General features: G+C 31.0%; 21 protein-coding genes. 20 read left to right on the plus strand and 1 reads right to left on the minus strand.

The annotated features are described in order from the left end of the window. The first annotated feature begins 8 nt into the window (after positions 1-8). From RR561_RS05245 to RR561_RS05255, 3 genes are all read left to right on the plus strand, one after another. Positions 9-1,799, plus strand: coding sequence for a dipeptide/oligopeptide/nickel ABC transporter permease/ATP-binding protein (locus RR561_RS05245; protein ID WP_332506504.1), 1,791 nt, complete (start codon positions 9-11; stop codon positions 1,797-1,799). After that, the gene (locus tag RR561_RS05250; protein ID WP_332506505.1) at positions 1,780-2,505 is read left to right on the plus strand and encodes a dipeptide/oligopeptide/nickel ABC transporter ATP-binding protein; all 726 of its coding nucleotides are present in this window, start codon (positions 1,780-1,782) and stop codon (positions 2,503-2,505) included. The genes RR561_RS05245 and RR561_RS05250 overlap by 20 nt, the downstream gene beginning before the upstream one ends. Positions 2,506-2,687: 182 nt before the next feature. Beyond that, on the plus strand, positions 2,688-3,458 hold the full coding sequence (locus RR561_RS05255; protein WP_332506506.1) for an SDR family oxidoreductase: 771 nt from the start codon (positions 2,688-2,690) through the stop codon (positions 3,456-3,458). A 144-nt stretch (positions 3,459-3,602) separates the two neighbouring features. Here RR561_RS05255 and RR561_RS05260 read toward each other — a convergent pair whose 3' ends face one another. Beyond that, positions 3,603-4,268: a CatB-related O-acetyltransferase gene (locus RR561_RS05260; protein WP_332506507.1), complete on the minus strand. Its 666-nt coding sequence runs from the start codon at positions 4,266-4,268 to the stop codon at positions 3,603-3,605. 509 nt (positions 4,269-4,777) lie between these two features. Between RR561_RS05260 and RR561_RS05265 the strand changes: the two genes are divergently transcribed. From RR561_RS05265 to mtaB, 17 genes are all read left to right on the plus strand, one after another. After that, positions 4,778-5,302 (plus strand): nitroreductase family protein, encoded by a 525-nt coding sequence (locus tag RR561_RS05265; RefSeq protein WP_332506508.1) that lies wholly within the window; start codon positions 4,778-4,780, stop codon positions 5,300-5,302. Positions 5,303-5,363: 61 nt separating this feature from the next. Beyond that, positions 5,364-6,746: an MATE family efflux transporter gene (locus tag RR561_RS05270; RefSeq protein WP_332506509.1), complete on the plus strand. Its 1,383-nt coding sequence runs from the start codon at positions 5,364-5,366 to the stop codon at positions 6,744-6,746. A 379-nt stretch (positions 6,747-7,125) separates the two neighbouring features. Next, a complete protein-coding gene (locus RR561_RS05275) occupies positions 7,126-7,557 on the plus strand; it encodes a MarR family winged helix-turn-helix transcriptional regulator (protein ID WP_332506510.1) in 432 nt (143 codons plus the stop codon). A 74-nt stretch (positions 7,558-7,631) separates the two neighbouring features. Then, positions 7,632-8,471, plus strand: coding sequence for a pirin family protein (locus RR561_RS05280; RefSeq protein WP_332506511.1), 840 nt, complete (start codon positions 7,632-7,634; stop codon positions 8,469-8,471). Between the two features lie 216 nt (positions 8,472-8,687). Continuing rightward, positions 8,688-8,903 carry a (4Fe-4S)-binding protein gene (locus RR561_RS05285; protein ID WP_332506512.1) on the plus strand — a complete coding sequence of 72 codons (216 nt, stop codon included), beginning with the start codon at positions 8,688-8,690 and terminating at the stop codon, positions 8,901-8,903. A gap of 11 nt (positions 8,904-8,914) precedes the next feature. Further along, positions 8,915-9,193 carry a GNAT family N-acetyltransferase gene (locus RR561_RS05290; RefSeq protein ID WP_332506513.1) on the plus strand — a complete coding sequence of 93 codons (279 nt, stop codon included), beginning with the start codon at positions 8,915-8,917 and terminating at the stop codon, positions 9,191-9,193. 34 nt (positions 9,194-9,227) lie between these two features. After that, positions 9,228-9,782 carry an NADPH-dependent FMN reductase gene (locus tag RR561_RS05295; protein WP_332506514.1) on the plus strand — a complete coding sequence of 185 codons (555 nt, stop codon included), beginning with the start codon at positions 9,228-9,230 and terminating at the stop codon, positions 9,780-9,782. Between the two features lie 430 nt (positions 9,783-10,212). Beyond that, the gene (locus RR561_RS05300) at positions 10,213-10,446 is read left to right on the plus strand and encodes a type II toxin-antitoxin system HicB family antitoxin (RefSeq protein WP_332506515.1); all 234 of its coding nucleotides are present in this window, start codon (positions 10,213-10,215) and stop codon (positions 10,444-10,446) included. A 252-nt stretch (positions 10,447-10,698) separates the two neighbouring features. Further along, positions 10,699-10,896, plus strand: coding sequence for a CsbD family protein (locus RR561_RS05305; protein WP_332506516.1), 198 nt, complete (start codon positions 10,699-10,701; stop codon positions 10,894-10,896). Positions 10,897-11,681: 785 nt separating this feature from the next. After that, positions 11,682-12,602: a nucleoside hydrolase gene (locus tag RR561_RS05310; protein WP_332506517.1), complete on the plus strand. Its 921-nt coding sequence runs from the start codon at positions 11,682-11,684 to the stop codon at positions 12,600-12,602. A 277-nt stretch (positions 12,603-12,879) separates the two neighbouring features. Then, positions 12,880-13,899, plus strand: a complete 1,020-nt coding sequence (hrcA, locus tag RR561_RS05315) for a heat-inducible transcriptional repressor HrcA (protein ID WP_334309594.1) — start codon at positions 12,880-12,882, stop codon at positions 13,897-13,899. Positions 13,900-13,921: 22 nt separating this feature from the next. Next, entirely contained in the window at positions 13,922-14,509 is a 588-nt protein-coding gene (gene grpE, locus RR561_RS05320) for a nucleotide exchange factor GrpE (RefSeq protein ID WP_334309595.1), read from the plus strand. 64 nt (positions 14,510-14,573) lie between these two features. Beyond that, entirely contained in the window at positions 14,574-16,433 is a 1,860-nt protein-coding gene (gene dnaK / locus RR561_RS05325; RefSeq protein WP_332506520.1) for a molecular chaperone DnaK, read from the plus strand. A gap of 126 nt (positions 16,434-16,559) precedes the next feature. Further along, positions 16,560-17,738, plus strand: a complete 1,179-nt coding sequence (gene dnaJ, locus RR561_RS05330; protein WP_332506521.1) for a molecular chaperone DnaJ — start codon at positions 16,560-16,562, stop codon at positions 17,736-17,738. Positions 17,739-17,871: 133 nt separating this feature from the next. Beyond that, a complete protein-coding gene (prmA, locus tag RR561_RS05335) occupies positions 17,872-18,822 on the plus strand; it encodes a 50S ribosomal protein L11 methyltransferase (RefSeq protein ID WP_332506522.1) in 951 nt (316 codons plus the stop codon). Positions 18,823-18,831: 9 nt separating this feature from the next. After that, positions 18,832-19,608, plus strand: coding sequence for a 16S rRNA (uracil(1498)-N(3))-methyltransferase (locus RR561_RS05340; RefSeq protein WP_332506523.1), 777 nt, complete (start codon positions 18,832-18,834; stop codon positions 19,606-19,608). A 1-nt stretch (position 19,609) separates the two neighbouring features. Further along, the gene (gene mtaB / locus RR561_RS05345) at positions 19,610-20,905 is read left to right on the plus strand and encodes a tRNA (N(6)-L-threonylcarbamoyladenosine(37)-C(2))-methylthiotransferase MtaB (RefSeq protein WP_334309590.1); all 1,296 of its coding nucleotides are present in this window, start codon (positions 19,610-19,612) and stop codon (positions 20,903-20,905) included. Positions 20,906-21,276 lie beyond the last annotated feature (371 nt).

The following is a 21,276-nucleotide window of genomic DNA, read 5'->3' on the forward strand; positions in this document are numbered from 1 at the left end:
GTGATAATGTGTCTTTATCAAAAGTTTCAAGTATTATAAGTTTCAAAAATAAAAAGAAAAATGTTTATTTCGTTGTAGGCTTTACAATAATAAGTATAATGATGTTGATGGCTATATGTGCACCTCTTATTACAAAGTATTCCTACTCGTCTATAGATTTATTTAATGTCAGTTCAGCTCCGAGCACAGACCATATTCTAGGGACTGACAATTTGGGAAGAGACGTTTTTACGAGAATTGTATATGGAGCAAGAGTATCACTTATAGTAGGAATTTTGGCTACTATAATGCAGATTTTTATAGGTGTTACACTGGGTATTTTGGCTGGCTACATGGGCAAGTTTGTAGATTTTATTATTATGAGAATAATAGACATACTAATGTGTTTTCCATTTTTTATAGTTGCTATATCAATAGCATCTATAGTTGGGCCATCACTTAAAAATTTAATAATAATAATATCAGTCTTGTCTTGGACAGAAGTGGCAAGAATTGTAAGAGCTCAAACTTTATCTCTCAAAAATAGAGATTTTGTACATATATCGAAAGTTATAGGTTTTAATAGTAAAAATATTATAGTAAATGATATTTTACCAAATGTTATTCCATCCATTATAGTTGCTGCTACAATATCAATGGCAAATTCGATACTTATGGAGGCCTCTCTAAGCTTTCTAGGTTTAGGTGTTAAAGAACCTATGCCTAGTTGGGGTAATATTTTAACTTCGGCACAAAGTATGAGAGCTCTTCAAAGTTATTGGTGGACATGGCTTCCAGCAGGATTTCTTATTATTATTTCAGTCTTAGCTATCAATTTTATTGGTGAAGGATTTAGAATACATTTTAATCCTGTAGAGGAGCAGACAGACAAAAATATAGAAATAAATGCAGATTTAAATCTTTTACCAGGAACAATAACAGCCTTAGTAGGAGAATCTGGTAGTGGAAAAACTCTTACATCTTTATCTTTACTAGGTCTTAACCCTGATAATATAAAAGTTAAGGGCAGAATATTATTTTCTGGGAAAAATATGTTAGGAAGAAATAAAAAACTTGTTGAAGATATGAGGGGAAAGAATATTGGAATAGTATTTCAGGAACCGATGAAGTATTTAAACCCCGTATTTAAGGTCGGATATCAAGTGAGTGAGGTTTTTAAAATACATACAGATATGAGTAGAAATGAAAGATATGGGAGGGTAATAGAGCTTTTTGAAGAAGTTAAACTTGACAACCCTGAACAGGTATATGAAAAATATCCACATGAAATAAGTGGAGGTATGAGGCAGAGGGTTCAAATAGCAATGGCTATTGCAATGGATCCTGAAATATTAATAGCAGATGAACCTACAACCGCTATTGATGATTCATTAAAAAAGGGTATTTTAGATCTTTTAAAAAATATGTGTGTAGAAAAAAATATGGCACTTATATTTATTACTCATGATTTGAAGAGGATAGAAGACTTTGCAGATGAAATAGCTGTTATGTATATGGGAGAAATAATAGAAAAAAGAAATGCAAAAGCATTTTTTAAGCATCAAGAACATCCATACTCAAGGGCTCTTGTAAAATCTATACCGGATAAAAAACATTTCGACGGAAGATTTTATCAAATAAAAGGGTATATGCCTCTATTTGGAGAAAAAAAATCAGGATGTGTATACAAGGATAGGTGCAATTATTATGAAATTGGTACTTGTGATAAGGAGTTTGGAGATATTGATGAGTCAGAAATGAATTCATATAGCAAATGTCATATTTTTGGAAGGTATAAAAATGGGAATATTAGAAGTTGAGAGTTTAAATAAATCATATGATTTTTCTAAAGGATATCTATTTAAAAAGAAAAGAAAAGTAATAGTAGATAATTTTTCGATGAATATAAATGAGGGTGAATGTGTTGGCCTCATAGGAAATTCAGGAAGTGGCAAGTCGACAATAGCTAGGTGTCTTGTAAATATAGAAAAAGCAGATTCTGGATCTATAAAAATAGATGGTGAAAGCATATTTGAAAAAAAAGATAATATGAAAGAAATAAATCACTTTAAAAAATTGGAAACAAAGAAAAAAATACAGATAATATTGCAAGATTCATTTGCATCACTAAATCCTAAGAAGAAAGTAGGCAGGATGATTACAGAAGCTCTTTTAATACATGAAAAAAACATTGATAGAAAAGAAGCCGATGAAAGAGTAAAAGAATATTTTGAACTATGTGGATTGAGAAAAGAGTATTTTGATAGATATCCACATGAACTTAGTGGTGGACAAAGACAAAGGGTATGTATTGTAAGAGCTTTGGTCCTAAAGCCAAAGATAATAATATGTGACGAAATCACATCCGCTCTAGATGTCTCAGTTCAAGCCAAAATATTAAATTTAATGCTTGATTTAAAAGAAAAATTTAATTTAACATATATATTTATATCACATGATAGAGATGTAGTAGAGTGTTTTTGTGATAGAGTAATATATTTAGAAAAATCAAATAAAATAGTATAATAATTCAAATGAAAAAGGAAAGCTTCTGGCTTTCTTTTTTTATATATAATTAATTCTTTTTTCAGAATATATTGAAAAAAGTCTAAAAAGATGTTAACATTACATAAAATAGATTTTAAATGATAAATCTAATCAAGTAAATTATTAATTAGTACTATTTATTTTCAAGAGGAGGAAAGTCGATGAAGAATTATTTTGATCTTACAGGGAAAGTTGCTCTTATAACTGGTGGCTCATCTGGTTTGGGAGTTCAGTTTGCAAAAGCTCTAGCAAGTCAAGGTGCAAAGATTGCCCTAGTAGCTAGAAGATTAGATAGATTGGAAAAAGTTCAAAAGGATTTAGAGGCTGAAGGTTATGATGTTTTTGTACAAAAATGTGATTTAACAGAGTTTGATAGTATTAAAGGAATGGTAAAAAATGTAAAAGAACATTTTGGCTCAATTGATATATTAGTTAATAATGCTGGAGTTGCATATGGAACGCCAGCCCTAGATATGCCAGATGAAGAGTGGCTAAATATAATGAACGTTAACCTAAATTCAGTATATTTCCTATCTCGTGAAATTGGAAATGTGATGAAGGAGCAAGGAAAGGGTGGAAGAATTATCAACTTAGGATCTATCCATTCAACAGTAGCTATGGCACCATTTTCAGTAGCTTCATATGCAACGACTAAGGGTGGTATATTGATGCTTACTAAATCACTTGCAGCAGAGTGGGCAAAGTATAATATAACAGTAAATGCGATAGGACCATCATATTTTGGTAGTGAAATGACAGAAAAAATTGTAGATACTCCAGAATTTAAGCAAATTCTAAAGGCATATTGCCCTATGGGAAGAGTTGGTAATCCAGGAGAATTAGATGGTGCATTGATTTATTTTGCTTCTGATGCTTCTAGCTTTACAACAGGTCAGCTGCTTCAAATAGATGGCGGATGGACAACTATATAAATATATAAGAAATTTAAACAAAATCTATGATGCATAATAAGAGTATGGTAGATGAGAAAATATAAATCATAACAAAAGGGATTGTAAATTTACAATCCCTTTTTTATATGAAAACTAATATTTTCTTTATTTATTTATTTTTTTTTATTTTTTATTATTTTTTATATTCTCAAGATAATATGAGTACAGATTATCTATAGAAGGGCTAGATAAGATCTTACTTGCCTTTAGAATATCTTCTCTATCCCAATCAAACCATCTCATCTCCAATAATTTATCAATCTCATCATCGTCAAATCTTTTCTTTATAAGCTTTGCAGGGTTTCCTCCAACAACAGTGTAAGCATCCACATCACTGACAACAACAGACCCAGCAGCCACAACAGCACCTTCGCCTATAGTTACTCCAGGCATAATAGTAGAATTCATACCAAGCCAAGCGTCGCTTTTAATTACTGTGTTTCCTTTACTTTTAAAGGAGTCCTTTATTTCACTTTCAAATGGATAAACAGTAATCCAATCTGTATTATGATTGTGATTGCCTCCCATCAAAATAGTGACTCCTACAGCTATGCAAACATAGTTTCCTATTATTAATCTGTCTAGATCCCAGCCAAATTGTTCAATAGGATTGAAGAGTTCTCTAGATTTAGAGTCCCCCCACATATATCTGACACAACCATCCTCAAAGCTATAATTATTATAATAACCTGAATAATAAGAGTAATCGCCGACTTCAATAAGTGGATTACTAACTAAAGACTTTAGATACTTTGTTTCTGACCAATGGTTAAATTTATTTTTATTCATTTTTTACCTCATTTCAAAATAGATTTTTTAGATATAATTTATTTTGAAAGAAGGTTTTGTAATAACATTTTTTAACTTTCTTAATTTTTTAAACATACTCTACCTCCAAGGACAATGCTATCATATAAACACGATTAAGTAAATAGAAGAATGGTATATTTTAGTCTTTTTATTTTTAATCAATTTAGAAAAAATAAGTTAGGTTTATGAAAAAAATAAGTTGTGTTTATGAAAAAATAATAGGTTAAGTTTAAAAATATTATAGAAAATTATACTATAATATTTTTAAAAACATTCACAAATATTAATATAGTAGGAATATTCATCTAAAGATGTTAATATATTAATATAGACCTTTTATAATGAATATTAAAGAAAAAATTAACTGCTTATTTTTTAATATTAAAAAAACTGAAAAATACTATAGAAATACAGTATTTGTGAAGTTTCATTGAAAAATTGGTTTGTATAAATTGTATGTTTTAATAAAATAATTAGGAGGCGTAATTATGGATTTATTAGAATTAATGATGAAAAGAAGGAGTATAAGAACATATACTGATGAAGCTTTGGAAAATGATGATATTGAAAAGATATTACAGGCAGCTTTGTTATCTCCTTCAAGTAGAGGGATAAGGCCATGGGAGTTTATATTGGTAAAGGATAAAGACACTCTAATGGAATTATCAAAGTGCAGAGGAAAAGCCAGTAAGATGCTTGAAGATGCTCAATGTGCAATAATAGTATTTGCTGATATAGCAAAGAGCGACGTTTGGGTGGAAGATTGTTCAATAGCCATGATGAATATGCAGCTAATGGCGAGCTCTTTAAATTTAGGAAGTTGTTGGATACAAGGACGATTAAGAACTACAGAAGATGGAACAAGCACAGAAGAATTTTGTCAAAGACTGTTGTCTGTCCCTTCAAACTATTCTTTGGAGGCAATACTTTCTATTGGTGTGCCAAAAAAGGAAATGCAAGCACATTCTCTAGATGAATTGAAAATGCAAAAAATTCATTTAGAAAAATTTTAGTTGATAATATATAAGCTTATATTAGATGAAACTAAAGTAAAAAATAGGGGGATATGATTAATTGAAAATTAGAAATACAAAAGATGTAAATCTTGGGACAGATTCAGTAGGGGAATTGCTTTTTAAACTGGCTGTTCCAGCTATTACATCTCAAGTAGTAAATGCTTTATATAATATGGTTGATAGAATATATATAGGACATATAAAAGATGTAGGTACACTTGCTCTTACAGGAGTTGGAGTTTGTTTTCCTATCATTATGCTTATATCTGCATTTGCATCACTTTTGGCCATGGGAGCTGCACCTCTTTCAAGTATAGAAATGGGTAGAAATAATAAAGATAATGCTGAAGAAATATTAGGAAATAGTTTTATAGCATTAATTATTATGTCGATTATACTTACTGTAGTGATTAGGCTAAACGTATTACCATTAATAAAGTTATTTGGAGCTAGTGAAAAAACAATACCTTATGCACTTGATTACATGAATATTTATGTATTAGGAAGCATATTTGTCCAATTAACTCTTGGATTAAATGCATTTATTTCAGCACAAGGATTTGCAAGAGTTAGTATGATTACTGTAATTATAGGAGCAGTCAGCAATATAATATTGGATCCAATCTTAATTTTTGGATTAAATATGGGCGTTAAAGGTGCTGCTATAGCAACTGTTATATCTCAGGCACTTAGTATGGTTTGGGCTATAAAGTTTTTATTAGGCAAAAAGACAATTTTAAAGATAAAGAAAAAATACTTCAAATTAAAGAAGGAAATATTGATACCTAGTATTTCATTAGGTTTTGCACCCTTTATTATGCAGTCAACAGAGAGTGTATTGGTACTTTGTTTTAACTCGTCTTTGCTAAGATATGGAGGAGATCTAGCTGTTGGTGCAATGACCATTCTTTCTAGTGTTATGCAGTTTACAATGTTGCCGATACAGGGACTAACTCAAGGTGCACAACCTATAATCAGTTATAATTATGGAGCAAAAAATATTGACAGAATCAAAAAGATTGTTAAGTTAACAATTATTTCTGCTATGGTATTTTCAAGTTTTATGTGGATTCTAGCGCAGTTTGTACCGCAACTGTTAGTTAGACCATTTACAAGTGACCCTAGTTTGATAAAGTTATCTTCTCATGCATTGAGAATATATATGGCTTCATTGTTTATGATGGGAGCTCAACTTGCGTGCCAACAATCTTTTATTGCCTTTGGTTATGCCAAGACTGCAACTTTTTTGGCGATACTAAGAAAGTTAATACTATTGATACCTCTTATATATATTCTTCCTTTATTTATGGAAAATAAAGTTTCAGCAGTATTTCTTGCAGAGCCAATAGCGGACGCAATAGCTATAATAACTACACTATTAATGTTTATCTATAGTTTTAAAAAGCTGATAAAAAAAATGGAAATAGAAAAATTACAATAATATAATAAAACATGAGAAAAATAAATAATTAAGAAAAAAGGGCGGTAGATATCTACCGTTTTTTTTTATAAATAAAAAGCTTGATATTGTAAAAATCTTAAATTTGAATGGGTTTTTAATGTTCAATTATTTATGAGATAAGTTTAAGTATAAAAATTGAAAAATATAAATAAAAATATAAACTGTTTTTTTGAGTTTTATTTAGCTATATTAATAATTTGTTATTTAAAAAATGCTACCCCAAGAATCAATAAATAAACACTAATGAGTTAATAATAAAAATATTGAAAATTTTCAGATAAAGATGTATAATATAAAATATAGATTGAATGCAAACTAAAATACATATTAAATATAAACTAAGATGTGAGGTAAATAAATGTTAAATAGAGAATTACATTTTCTTATTTTAAAATGCTTTCAAAATTCTAATCATTTAATAATGAAGGAAATAAATAAAACAGATTTGTCATCAGGGCAACCAAAAATTCTAGAGTATTTACTTGAAAATGATGGTGCCAAATCTATAGAAATAGCCTGTGGTTGTACGTTGGATAAATCTACAGTAGCAAGTTTACTTATTCGTATGGAGAAAACTGGCTTAATAAAAAGAGAAAAAGATGATAAAGATGGAAGGAGTTTTAATATATTTCTGACAGAATTTGGCAAAAAAAGAGCTTTTGAGGTTAAAGAAATATGCAAAATAGTAGATGAATCTGCAATGAGAGGAATAAGTCCTGAGAAACAAGAAGAGTTTTTGGAAACCTTAAATAAAGTCATCGAAAATTTGGCCCATGAGAATAGAGTTTAGTAAATAGTGAAAATTGGGTATATTAATAAAAATATAAAAAACATAGAAAATAAATAATGATAATGGAGGTAACTATGAAGAGAAAGATTAAAGCTAAAGTGGTTGGTACAAATGTAATAGATGGTGCAGGAGTACATCTTGTAAGAGTTTTGGGAAACAATACAGTTAGAGAATTTGATCCAATTTTGATGTTGGATTCTTTTGATAGTAAAAACCCAAATGATTATACGGCTGGATTTCCACTTCATCCACATAGAGGAATAGAAACTATAAGCTATGTATACAAAGGAAAAATGGTGCATAGAGATAGTATAGGAAATTCAGATGCTATTGGAGATGGAGAATTGCAGTGGATGAATTCTGGATCAGGGATTATGCATGAGGAAATGGTACCAGAAGCAGATCGACTTTTGGGGGTCCAACTATGGCTAAACCTTCCAGCAAAGGACAAGCTTAGTAAACCTAGTTATCATAGTATAAAAAACGACGAAATTAAAGAAGTAGAAATAGAAGGTGGAAAGATAAGAGTATTGGCTGGGAGATATAAGGATATTCAGGGATATAAGGGTGAGTACCAAGCTCTTGATTACTATGATATACATCTTAAAGAAGGATCACAAATTACGATAGATACTGATGAAGATGCATCTGTAATGTTATTTACTTTAATTGGAAAGGCATATATAGATGGAGAATTAATTGAAGAAAAAACAGCTGTAAAACTGACAAAGGGTGACAGTATAGATATTAAAAGTGCTGAAGATGAAACACAGGTATTGTTTATGAGTTCATTTGAAATAAATGAACCTATTGCATGGGCAGGTCCTATTGTTATGAATACACAGGCAGAATTGGAAGAAGCTTATTCAGATCTTAGGAAAAATACATTTATAAAAGATAAAATAAAATATTAAAATTTTATAAATACCAATTTATTAATAACATTGAATTCTATAAAGAATAAGATATGTTAAAAGATGATAACAATAGCTTGTAATTTAATTAGTGGATTGAAATAGAGAAAAATTCAGTAATAAATTCGATAGCGAGTATTATACTTTTAAAAAAAAGAACAAACTTAGGAATCTATATTATTAAAAGAATATAGTAAAAAGGAGAGGTTTTTCAATATGAGTGAAAAAACTATAAAATATGAAACAGATGAATTAATCGTTTTCTGGAAGCCAAGCTTGTGCAAACACGTGGGAGCATGTGTACATGGATCTCCAGAAGTATTCAATGTAAAAAGAACTCCATGGATAGATCTAGATAGAGCTTCAACAGATAAGGCAATTGCTATTATTGATAAATGTCCATCAGGGGCATTAACGTATATAAGGAAGTAGGTGTAGATAATATGATTAAAATTGTATATGAGCCAGACAAAAAACGTTCAGCAGCATATGATAAGGAAGTAAATATTGGAGAGTGTACATACTCAGAATCAGCAAGGCTGTGGATTATTGATCATACTTTTGTAGAAGGAAATTACGGTGGTCAAGGAATTGCTAGTAAATTGGTAGCAGAAATAGTAGAGCAGGCAAGAGCAAATAATAAAAAAATAATTCCATTGTGTCCGTTTGCTAAAAAGGAGTTTTTAGAAAAAACAGAATATATGGATGTATTATCAAGGTAACAGATTTAAAAGAAAAAAGAGGTGGAGGATAGATATGAAAATTTTAGCAATTGTAGGTTCTTTAAGGAAGGAGTCATACAATCGTCAATTGGCGTTGTATGCAAAACGAATATTAGATGATAAAGTGGATTTTGAGATTTTAGATTATAGTGATGTTCCACTTTTTAATCAAGATTATGAGTTTCCAGCACCTGAAAGTATAAAAAGGGTTAGAGAAAAAGTTAAAGAGGCAGATGGATTATGGTTTTTTACACCTGAATATAATCACTATTTCTCAGGTGTATTGAAGAACCTTATAGACTGGCTATCAAGAGCTGTTGAGGGTGAAAAAACACCTATTTTATCAAATAAACCAGCTGCGATTAGTGGTATTACTGAGGGGATGTCTGGAACTGGTTTATCTCAAGATAATCTTGTAACTCTACTGAGCTATCTTAACGTAAATATAATGAATGTACCTAGACTTACAATACCTAACGCTGGGGCCCAGATGGATGAAGATGGAAATATAAAATTAAATGCCAGCTATAAATATTTAGAAAAACAGTGTAACTATTTTATTGATTTTGTTGATAAATCAAATAAATGATGAGAATTATATTTTGTACAAAAAAATATAATCCTTTAATAAAAATTAAATTGTGAAAATTTAAAAAATTCCATCAAAAATACAATTTAGTATAAGGTAATATCAATAACTATAAAGAAGTATCCCCTAGTAGCTAGAGGATACTTTTGTTGTATGAATTAAAAATAGCAGATATATTTTAGAACACAAAGTATAATATACCAAAGAAATTTTATATAAAAAATAAAAGAAGTTTTTATTCTAATTAATTTACCACGCATTAATTAAAAAAACAACATATAATATATTATAAAATTAAGGGAAAGTTTAGTATTCAATGTTATAAATAAGATGACCCAGGTTAGAACTTTTGGAGATATAGAAGGTTATACATAAGTAAGTATAATCAGATAGCTAAAAGCATTAATAGAATTAAGGGGGCGATATTAGGATGCTAGATATACCTTATGCAATAGCAGTCAAGGAAGTTGAAGGGAAATTTTACGTACATGTTCCTGACTTTGATATTGCGACTCAAGTAGATGATATGGATCAGGCAATTAAAATGGGAAGACATATGACTCAGATTATGATGGCTCATTATAGAGAAGAAGGAAAAAATTTACCAGAACCGTACTCTATAGACATCAAGGTAGGAGATTATGATGCAGTATTCTCTATATGATGAAAATTTAAATCAAAAAATAAAACTAAATAAAATATAAATATTAATTAATTTTTGAAAGCCGTGAGAGGATTATCTCACGGTTTTTCAATTATTATAATTATATAAGTTATATATGTAGCCCCTGAATAAAGTAAATATTTAGAATATTCCAAAAATATATGGACTTTTTATTCAAAATGATATATAATAAATGTAAGGAAAGTATTTGAAATATTTTTAAGTATACGTTTTTTTCAAAGGAGGTAATCTATGGCAGATAAAGGACTAAAGGATAAGGCAAAAGGCAAAGTTAAGAAGACAGCGGGAAGCATCTCTGGTAATAAAAAGATGAAGGCGGAAGGCGTGCTTGATGAGATTAGTGGAAAGGCAAAAGAGATTGCTTCAGAAGTAAAGGATGCCACAGAAGATGCGGTTGATAAAGTGAAAGAAAAAGTAGAAAAAAAATAACTAGGTCAGACGAATATTAAAGTGGCAAGTAAGGGAAAAGTAAATAGCAAGAGAGAAAGTAAGTATTAAGAGAAAAGTAAGTAGTAAGAGAAAAGTAAGTAGCAAGAGAGAAAGTAAGTAGTAAGAGAAAAGCAATTAGTAAGAGAAAAGTAAGTAGTAAGAGAAAAGTAAGTAGTAAGAGATGTAATTAGTAAGAGAAAAGTAAGTAGTAAGAGAGAAAAGAAGTAGTAAGAGATGTAATTAGTAAGGAAAAAGTAAGTAGTAAGAGAAGAAGTAATACGATAAAAAATGAAAGAGAAGCAAGACAGTAGTAGGATTGATTCAGCAAGAAACACGTAAATGAATTAGCAAGTGAGAAGTTAAGGAAAGTAATGTAGTAAGAAATGAAAAAAGTCGACTAGGTTAGAACACATGTGTAAGAGTTAGTTAATAAAGGGTAATAAAATGAACGAGAAATTAAAAGTAAGAGAGTAATTGAATGAAAAAGTGGTTAAGTATATTATAAAGAGGCTCTTTAATTTAGATTAAGGGGTCTCTTGTTTTTATGAGTTATTAACTATACAAATTGTATTGTAGATTTTGCTGTGGTGATTGGTTTTAGTTAAGTTTTACAAAAGAGTTCCTTTTAATCAGATATTGAAGTATAAAATATATATAAAACTTCAATTTTGACGTGAATCTGACGAAAATAGTTATAACTAATTAAAAGAATGAGACTATGGTTTAATGTCTTTTTATAGTACAATATAATTATATGAAAAAGATTAAACTAGCAGGAGGAAAAAATGAGTCAAATACCAATTATAATCGATACAGATCCTGGAATAGATGATTTTTTGGCAATTATGTTAGCAAAAAGTTCATCAAAACTAGATATAAAAGCAATTACAACTGTTTGTGGAAATCAAACACTAGAAAAGACATCAAAAAATGCGCTTGATATAGCTAATCTTTTAGATATAGAAGCACCAGTGTCACAAGGAGCGCAGATACCACTTGATAGGAAGTTGAATACCGCTGCAGATGTTCATGGCGAAAATGGAATAGGTAATATATGTTTAGAAGATTCAAGTATGAACTTTGATACTAGATACGCTTGGGATGTAATATACGATGAGGCAAAAAAACAAAAGGGAAATTTAGAGATTATTGCTATAGGACCACTTACTAATATTGCTATCGCGGTTTTAAAATATCCAGAGCTAGTGAAAATGATTAAAAGATTGACCATAATGGGAGGAAGTACTGCTTCTGGTAATAAAACAGAACATGCTGAATTTAATATATGGGTTGATCCATTAGCTGCAGATATAGTGTTTAAAGCAGGATTTAATATGGTAATGGTAGGCTTGGATGTTACTAGAAAAACACTGTTATCAGAGGAAGATATTAGAGATATTAAAGACATTAAATCTAAACATTCAGATATAATAGGAAGCTTATTAGATGAAATGTTTAAGCGTTATAAAGGGTTAGAAAACCCTGGGGTAATTATACATGATGCCTTAGCAGTTGCATACGTAATAGATGAAAACTGTTTGGACTTAAAAAACTGTAATATATCAATAGAAACTAGAGATGATGTAAGTGTCGGGAAAACAATAGTGAATCAAGGAAATAAAGAAAAAAATGTATTAGTAGGTGTTAGGGTAGATTTTGATCTATTTAAGCGAGTATTTGAAAGTATGCCTCTGTACTATAAATAAAATAAAAATAAATAAATTAAAATATTTTGGCCAACAAAAACTTTTTTACTATGTTTTTGCTGGCTTTTTTATTGAAAAATAAGGAATAAATATACTGCCAATATACTATAAACAAATTGCTTTGCTAAAATTAGTGACGTTTAATTTTTTTTAAAAAACATCAAAAAAGAATTGACAATTAAAAATATACATGTTATAACAGTATTAGAAAGTGTTTAGCACTCCTGTTAGGTGAGTGATAACAAGTGAGGTTCAACTTTTGAAAGAGGGTGACACTATGGATCTTACGGATAGACAAATGAATATACTGAAGGCCATAGTAAAGGACTATGTAGAAACAGCTGAAGCAGTTGGTTCACGTACTATATCAAAAAAGTATAACCTGGGTATTTCAGCAGCAACTATAAGAAATGAGATGTCTGACTTAGAAGATATGGGATATTTGATTCAACCACATACCTCAGCGGGAAGAATACCTACTCAAAAAGGATATGAGTTGTATGTTGGTTCGCTTATGAGTGATCATGAGCTAGAAGATCATGAAAAAGAGATATTACAAAAATGTATTAGAAGCGATTTTGAGAAATCCGATAATTTTATTTCTGAATTATCCAAGATTTTATCTAGTATGACAAATTATACTACTATAGCTGTGTATGATCGTGGTGTGGAAGCACATAAGATTAGATACATTCAGCTTGTTAGTTTATCATTAAATAAGATATTACTCATAGTAGTATCTGAAGAGGGTGAAATTAAAAGTAGAGAATTTGAGACTACAATTGAACTTCCTCAAGCGAAACTAAATATAATCTCAACAAGATTATCTAATAAGCTTGAAGGAATGAGAATTGGAGATTTAGATGAAGATATGATTTCTTATATTAAGTATGAAATCGGAGAGTATTCAGAAATTGTGGATGACTTGGTATACCTTTTAAATAATGTAATGAGTACAGATGGATACAAGATGTCTATGACTGGTGCAACAAATATATTTAATTATCCTGAATTTAACGACATGGTTAAGGCAAGGTCATTTTTAAATATGTTAGAAGAGAAAGAAAATATTGCAAAGATGATTAAGACAAAAGGTATACAAAAAGATAATCTAAATATCGTTATAGGAGAAAATAATGATGATATAAATACTGATTTAAGTATTATAACAGCTACTTATAATGTTTCTGATAATCTACATGGAAAGATAAGTTTTATAGGACCTACTAGAATGGATTATTCTAAGGTCTATTCAATATTAAATTATATGAGTCTTCTCCTTGATGATAAAAAGTGATAAAGATAGACTCGAAAAAGGGGTGTATGTTTTGGATAATGAAAAGAAGGATAGTGTTGAAGAATTAGAAGAAGATATTAAGGATGACTCTCAAACAGAGGCTTTAAATGAAGAAGAAGTGGACAATGTTGAGGGAAATGATGAGAATATAGACAGTGAGCCAGTTTTTCAAATGAAGAAAATGGAAAACCAGATAAAAGAACAAGAAGAAGCTTTCTTGAGATTAAATGCTGAGTATTCTAACTTCAGAAGAAGAACAACAGAGGAAAAAGAATCGATTGGTCTTTATGCCAATGAAAAGGTAATGGATGAATTACTCCCAGTAATAGATAATATGGAAAGAGCTCTTGATTCATTTGAAGATAAAGAAAATCCTTTATATAAAGGCGTTGAGCTAGTGTACAAGCAGATGCTAGATGCATTAGGCAAGGCTGGATTAGAAGTGATCCCATCTGAAGTTGGAAGTGATTTTGACCACAATATGCACATGGCAGTTATGCAAGAGCCAAGTGAAGAATATGAAGCTGGAAAGATTACCCTAGTACTTCAAAAAGGATATAGATTAGGCAAAAAGGTACTAAGAGCCTCAATGGTAAAGGTATCAAATTAATATATATTAAAAAAAATAAAAATCATAAAACAAAAAAAGATAAACGATTTTGGAGGTATAAATTATGGCAAAGGTAATAGGAATAGATTTAGGTACAACAAATTCATGTGTAGCAGTATTAGAAGGTGGAGAACCTACAATAATACCTAATAATGAAGGTATGAGAACTACTCCATCAGTAGTAGCATTTACAAAGGATGGAGAAAGATTAGTTGGTGAACCTGCAAAGAGACAGGCAGTAACTAATGCAGATAGAACAATAACATCTATTAAGACTCATATGGGTACTGACTATAGTGTAAAGATAGATGGAAAAGATTATTCTCCACAGGAAATTTCAGCAATAATACTTCAGAAGTTGAAGGCAGATGCAGAAAGCTATCTAGGAGAAAAAGTAACAGAAGCAGTAATAACTGTTCCAGCATACTTTACAGATGCTCAGAGACAGGCAACAAAGGATGCAGGTAAGATAGCAGGTCTTGAAGTTAAGAGAATAATAAATGAGCCAACAGCTGCTTCACTTGCATATGGACTTGATAAGCTAGATCAGGAAAAGAAGATATTAGTATTCGACTTAGGTGGAGGTACATTTGATATATCTATTCTTGAAATAGGTGATGGTACATTTGAAGTATTAGCAACTGCAGGTAATAATAAGCTTGGTGGAGATGACTTTGATAAGTTAGTTATGGACTACCTAGCAGATGAATTCCAGAAGGCAGAAGGCGTAGACCTAAGAAGTGATAATATGTCTCTTCAGAGATTAAAAGAAGCTGCAGAAAAGGCAAAGAAGGAACTTTCTTCTACAATGTCAACAAATATAAATCTACCATTTATAACTGCAACAGCAGAAGGTCCAAAGCATTTAAATATGGATTTAACTAGAGCTAAGTTTAATGAATTGACTTCAGCACTAGTAACTAGAACAATGGAACCAACTAAGCAGGCAATGAAGGATGCAGGTCTTTCAACTTCAGATATTGATGATGTTTTACTAGTAGGTGGTTCTACAAGAATACCAGCAGTTCAGGATGCTGTTAAGAACTTTATAGGTAAAGATCCTCATAAGGGAATAAACCCAGATGAATGTGTTGCAGCAGGTGCTTCAATACAGGCAGGTGTTCTTACAGGTGAAGTAAATGATATATTACTACTAGATGTTACTCCACTTTCACTAGGTATAGAGACTCTAGGTAACGTATTTACTAAGATAATAGAAAGAAACACTACAATCCCTGCTAAGAAGTCACAGGTATTCTCTACAGCAGCAGACAATCAGACTGCAGTTGATATACATGTTCTTCAGGGCGAAAGAGCAATGTCTTATGACAATACAACTCTTGGTAGATTCCAGCTTACTAATATACCACCAGCAAAGAGAGGCGTGCCACAAATAGAGGTTGCCTTTGATATAGATGCTAATGGTATAGTAAACGTAACTGCTAAGGATCTTGGAACTGGCAAGGAACAGAAGATTACTATAACTTCAAATACTAATATGTCAGAAGAAGAAATAGACAAGAAGGTTAAGGAAGCAGAAGCAAATGCTGAAGCTGATAAGAATAAAAAGGAAAAGATAGAAGCTGTTAACCATGCTGAATCAGTAGCATACCAGACAGAACAAACTTTAGAAGAACTTGGTGATAAGATTAAGCCAGAAGAAAAAACAGATATAGAGGCTTCAATCGCTAAGGTAAGAGAAGTAAAGGATAATGAAAATTCTACATCAGAAGAAATAAAGAATGCTGTTGACGAATTAATGAATAAGTTCCAGAAGATTTCTCAGGAAATGTATTCTCAGGCACAAGCACAACAAGAAGCTGCTGGTGATCAGGGAGATGGTGCTCAGGATGAATCTACTCCAAAGGATGATAATGTAGTAGACGCTGACTTTACAGAAGTAAAGGATGACGATAATAAGTAGTCAGATAAAACAGTATAGACATTCGAATAGTTTTAGAATATAATTGAAAGAGTGTTGATACAGAACAATAGCTTGTGGTATTAACCACAAGCTATTGTTAATTAAAGATAAGGCAGGTGTAAGAATTTGAGTACAAATAAGAATTATTATGATATCTTAGGTGTATCAGAAACTGCTGACGATAAAGAAATTAAAAAAGCCTATAGAAAGTTAGCTATGAAATATCATCCAGATAAAAATCCTGATGATAAAGAAGCCGAAGAAAAATTCAAGGAGATCAATGAAGCATATGAAGTGCTGTCAGACTCTGAGAAAAGAAATATATATGACCAATACGGAGCAGATGCCGTAAATGGACAAGGTGGATTTGGTGGCGCTGGAGGTTCATACGGCGGCGCTGGTGGATTTGAAGATATATTCGGAGATATCTTTGGAGATATATTCGGCGGCGGTGGCGGAGGCTCAAGAGGATTTGGTGGATTTAGCGGATTCGGTGGTTCTACAAGAAGAGGACCAGTAAGAGGTGCTGATATACAACAGTCTATCAAAATTGATTTCAAAGACGCAGCTTTTGGTAAGAAAGTATCATTAAAAGTAACTAGAAATGAAGAATGTGAAGTTTGTCATGGATCTGGAGCCAAGCCAGGAACATCTAAAAAAACATGTTCTGAATGTGGTGGTTCAGGTGTAATAACTGAACTAAGACAGACACCATTTGGTAATATGTCTTCTCAGAGAACATGTCCTCAGTGTAATGGAACTGGAGAAGAAATAGAACATCCATGTAGTGAATGTAATGGAAGCGGTTCAGTAAGAAAGACAAAGACTATCGAGGTTGATATACCAGCTGGTATAGACGATGGTCAAGTAATAAAACTTGCTGGTCAAGGAGAATTTGGAGATCAAGGTGCACCAAGAGGAGATCTATACATAATCGTAAATGTAAAGGCAGATAAGAGATTTACTAGAGAAGGATATGATGTATATATTGATATGCCAGTAACATTTGTTCAGGCTGCTCTAGGTGATGACTTACAGGTCCCTACTATTGATGGTGATGTTAAATACTCTATCCCAGCAGGAACTCAAACAGGCACAGTATTTAGATTAAAGGGCAAGGGTGTTCAGAAGATGAACTCAAGCTCAAGAGGTGATCAATACGTTAAGGTCAAAGTTGAGGTTCCAAAGAAGCTTTCAGATAAGCAAAAGGAACTTTTAAGAGAATTTGCTGGCGAAACCGGAGAAAAGGTACAAGAAAATAAAAAGTCTTTTGGTCAAAAGATAGAAGATTTTTTTAGCAAATAAAAAGATGCGATTTCAGTCTAATTAGATTGAAGTCGCATTTTTATTTTAAAGGTGATATAATAGAAAAGATGTAAATTATTATTTGAATAAAATAGATATAGCAAAATATATAGCAAAATATAGGAGGAATAAAGTGAGTAATATTTGGACAGAAATAACAATTAAAACAACTACGGAAGCCGTAGAAGCAGTAACAAATATATTGTTTGAAAATGGTGCAGAGGGTGCCATGATAGATGACCCAAAGGATTTTAACTTTGAAAAAACACATGAATATGATTGGGACTATGTAGAAGAAGATATTCTTGAAGAAAATAGAGAAGATGACTCAGTCAAGATAAAAACCTATATAGATGAAAAAACTAATGTTGTAGAGTTTATAAATATTATACAAGAAAAAATAAGCCTTCTTCCAAATTATGGTTTGGATGTAGGTGAAGGTAAGGTATATTCAGAATCAGTAGATGAACAGGATTGGGCAAATAATTGGAAAAAATATTATAAGCCAACTAGAATCGGGGAAAAAATAGTTATTAAGCCAGAGTGGGAAGATTACACTGCAAATAAAAGTGACATTATAATAGAAATGAATCCAGGAATGGCATTTGGAACAGGAAATCATGAAACAACTAGTATGTGTGTAGCAAATCTTGAAAAATTTGTTAAAGATGATTCTATAGTATTTGATATAGGGTGTGGAAGTGGAATACTAGGAATTACAGCTGCAAAACTGGGAGCTAAAAAAGTAATAGGAATAGATATAGATAAAGTAGCGGTAGATGTAGCAAAGGAAAATATAGAAAAAAATAATGTTTCTGATGTAATGAGTGCAGTGGAAGGTAATTTGGCAGATGATATAGATAAAAAGCTAAAGGCAGATGTAGTAGTTGCAAATATAATGGCAGATATTGTAATATTACTGTCAAAAGATGTTAGGGATTTTCTTGCTGAAGATGGTGTATTCATATCTTCAGGTATAATTCTTGATAAAATTGAAGAGGTCTCTAGAGGATTAGAAGCAAATGGATTTACAGTTATTGAAGTTCAAAAAAAGGGTGAATGGGCCTGCATACTAGCGAGATAGGTGGTAGATATGGATAGATTTTTTGTTGAGTTAGAAAATATAGATATGGAAAATAAATCTTTGAATATATATGGAGAAGATGTAAAACATATATCAAAAGTTCTTAGATATTCTATTGGAGATAAAATAGAAATCTGTGACGGACATAATAAAGAATATATATGTGAAATAACAGATATAAGTAAAGAAACAGTTAATCTTGATATTTTAGAAGAAGTAAAAATAAAGAGAGAAAGCAAGATAAAAGTCAAGTTATATCAGGGCTTACCCAAAAGTACAAAAATGGATATTATACTTCAAAAATTAACAGAATGTGGAGTGTCAGAAATTATACTCGTAAGTACAAAAAGAAGTGTTGTAAATCTTGATGATAAAAAAGCAGACAAGAAATTTGAGAGATGGGAAAGAATAGTGTACGAGGCAGCAAAACAGTCAAAGAGGGGTCAAGTTCCTAAACTAAGAGGAGTATTGAGCTTTGCTGAAGCACTAAAAGATATGGAAGAAAATGATATAAATATATCTCCATATGAGGCAGAAAAATCCCTAGGAATAAAAGAAGTTCTTTCAAGTGAAAGAGTAAAAAAAATAGTAGATTCTAAAGATGAAGTATCTATTGGTATATTTATAGGACCTGAAGGAGGATTCTCTGAGTCTGAGAATACGAAAATAAAAGACAGTGGAATTGATTCAGTAAGTATGGGACCTAGAATATTTAGAACAGAGACAGCCTCAATAGTGGCAAGCTCTATAACACTTTATGAATTGGGCGATATAGGAGGAATGTAATTTGAAGAAGGTGGCATTTTATACATTAGGTTGCAAAGTCAACCAATACGAAACAGAAGCCATGCTAGAGATGTTTGAAGAAAATGGATATACTGGAGTAGATAGTGAAGAATATGCGGACGTTTATGTGATAAATACATGTACAGTTACACATATGTCCGATAGAAAATCAAGACAGTATATAAGGAGGGTAAAAAAGAAAAATCCTAAATCTGTTATAGCAGTTGTAGGATGTTACTCTCAAGTATCTCCAGAAGAGATATTAGAAATAGAAGACGTTAATCTGGTAATGGGAACTCACGATAGAAAAACTATAGTAGAAAAAGTAGAATCAATAGATCATACATCTAAGCTTAGTACGGTTGATGATATAATGAAGGTAAGGGAATTTGAAGAAATAGAAATTGTACAGACAAATGGAAGAAATAGAGCATTTATAAAAATACAAGATGGATGCGATAGATATTGCACATACTGTATCATCCCATACGCTAGAGGAAGGATTAGATCTAGAGAATTGGATGGAATAATCAATGAGGTAGGAAATCTTGCTAAAAATGGATTTAAGGAGGTTGTTCTTACTGGGATTCATGTAGCGTCATATGGTAGAGACTTAAAAGATGGAACAAGTATACTAACTGTAATTAAGGAAGTTGCTAAAATAGATGGAATAGAGAGAATAAGACTTAGTTCAGTCGAACCGGTATTGTTTACAGATGAATTTGTAGATGAGATATGTAAGATTGATAAATTAGTTCCTCATTATCACTTATCATTACAGAGTGGTTCTGATGAAACTTTAAAAAGAATGAACAGAAGGTATACGGCTGAAGAGTACAAGATGATTGTAGATATGCTTAGAAAAAGGATTCCTGACGTTGCGATTACTACAGATGTTATAGTAGGATTCCCAGGTGAAACAAATGAAGAATTTTCTGAGACACTAGCATTTTTAAAAGATATAAAGCTTATGCATACTCATGTATTTAAGTATTCACCAAGAAAAGGAACTCCGGCAGCTTCAATGGAAGATCAGGTAGATCCTCAAATTAAGAATATGAGAAGTGCAGCTTTACTGGGACTTTGCACTAAGAACTTTAAGGAGTTTGCTTCTAATTATATAGGTAAGACTATGAGGGTATTATTTGAAGATAAAAACTCTGAAGGTGTCTATGAAGGTTTGACAGACAACTATATAAGGGTAAAAGCAAAGTCAGATGTAAATGTAAGCGATCAATTCCTAAATGTTAAGATAATAGAAGTAAAGGATGATTATTGTATAGCAGAAATTTGTTAGTTTATATTTAGTTTATATAAATAATAGTTCTTATCTATAAAATGCTGTTTTATTAATTAGGTAGAAATTTTAAAAAACAAGTATATAAATTAAGTAATTTAACTGTATATGAAATGATTTTAACAAAGGTCAACTAAATTTAGTTGGCCTTTTTAAATTTACATAATGGCTTTTTTAAATTATAATAAATAGTAAAATATAAAATTTTTCACCTAGCTTAATATATAAATAACTAATATTTAGCAACAATGCAGTTGAAATAGTAGACAGAGCAAAAAATATAATTATAAAATAAAAATTTATAAAAAGGATATAAAAGACATATAAAGGGTATAAAAAGCATATGTAGAAGAAGTTAAAAAATCTATATC

It is taken from the genome of Peptostreptococcus sp., from assembly GCF_036639115.1.
In the GTDB taxonomy this organism is placed as follows: Bacteria; Bacillota; Clostridia; order Peptostreptococcales; family Peptostreptococcaceae; genus Peptostreptococcus.

Excerpts from the sequence above, each read along its gene's own strand:
- RR561_RS05250 (WP_332506505.1), top strand. The coding sequence starts at position 1,780 with ATGGGAATATTAGAAGTTGAGAGTTTAAATAAATCATATGATTTTTCT.
- RR561_RS05255 (WP_332506506.1), top strand. The coding sequence starts at position 2,688 with ATGAAGAATTATTTTGATCTTACAGGGAAAGTTGCTCTTATAACTGGT.
- RR561_RS05260 (WP_332506507.1), bottom strand. The coding sequence starts at position 4,268 with ATGAATAAAAATAAATTTAACCATTGGTCAGAAACAAAGTATCTAAAG.
- RR561_RS05265 (WP_332506508.1), top strand. The coding sequence starts at position 4,778 with ATGGATTTATTAGAATTAATGATGAAAAGAAGGAGTATAAGAACATAT.
- RR561_RS05275 (WP_332506510.1), top strand. The coding sequence starts at position 7,126 with ATGTTAAATAGAGAATTACATTTTCTTATTTTAAAATGCTTTCAAAAT.
- RR561_RS05280 (WP_332506511.1), top strand. The coding sequence starts at position 7,632 with ATGAAGAGAAAGATTAAAGCTAAAGTGGTTGGTACAAATGTAATAGAT.
- RR561_RS05285 (WP_332506512.1), top strand. The coding sequence starts at position 8,688 with ATGAGTGAAAAAACTATAAAATATGAAACAGATGAATTAATCGTTTTC.
- RR561_RS05290 (WP_332506513.1), top strand. The coding sequence starts at position 8,915 with ATGATTAAAATTGTATATGAGCCAGACAAAAAACGTTCAGCAGCATAT.
- RR561_RS05295 (WP_332506514.1), top strand. The coding sequence starts at position 9,228 with ATGAAAATTTTAGCAATTGTAGGTTCTTTAAGGAAGGAGTCATACAAT.
- RR561_RS05300 (WP_332506515.1), top strand. The coding sequence starts at position 10,213 with ATGCTAGATATACCTTATGCAATAGCAGTCAAGGAAGTTGAAGGGAAA.
- RR561_RS05305 (WP_332506516.1), top strand. The coding sequence starts at position 10,699 with ATGGCAGATAAAGGACTAAAGGATAAGGCAAAAGGCAAAGTTAAGAAG.
- RR561_RS05310 (WP_332506517.1), top strand. The coding sequence starts at position 11,682 with ATGAGTCAAATACCAATTATAATCGATACAGATCCTGGAATAGATGAT.
- hrcA (WP_334309594.1), top strand. The coding sequence starts at position 12,880 with ATGGATCTTACGGATAGACAAATGAATATACTGAAGGCCATAGTAAAG.
- dnaK (WP_332506520.1), top strand. The coding sequence starts at position 14,574 with ATGGCAAAGGTAATAGGAATAGATTTAGGTACAACAAATTCATGTGTA.
- RR561_RS05340 (WP_332506523.1), top strand. The coding sequence starts at position 18,832 with ATGGATAGATTTTTTGTTGAGTTAGAAAATATAGATATGGAAAATAAA.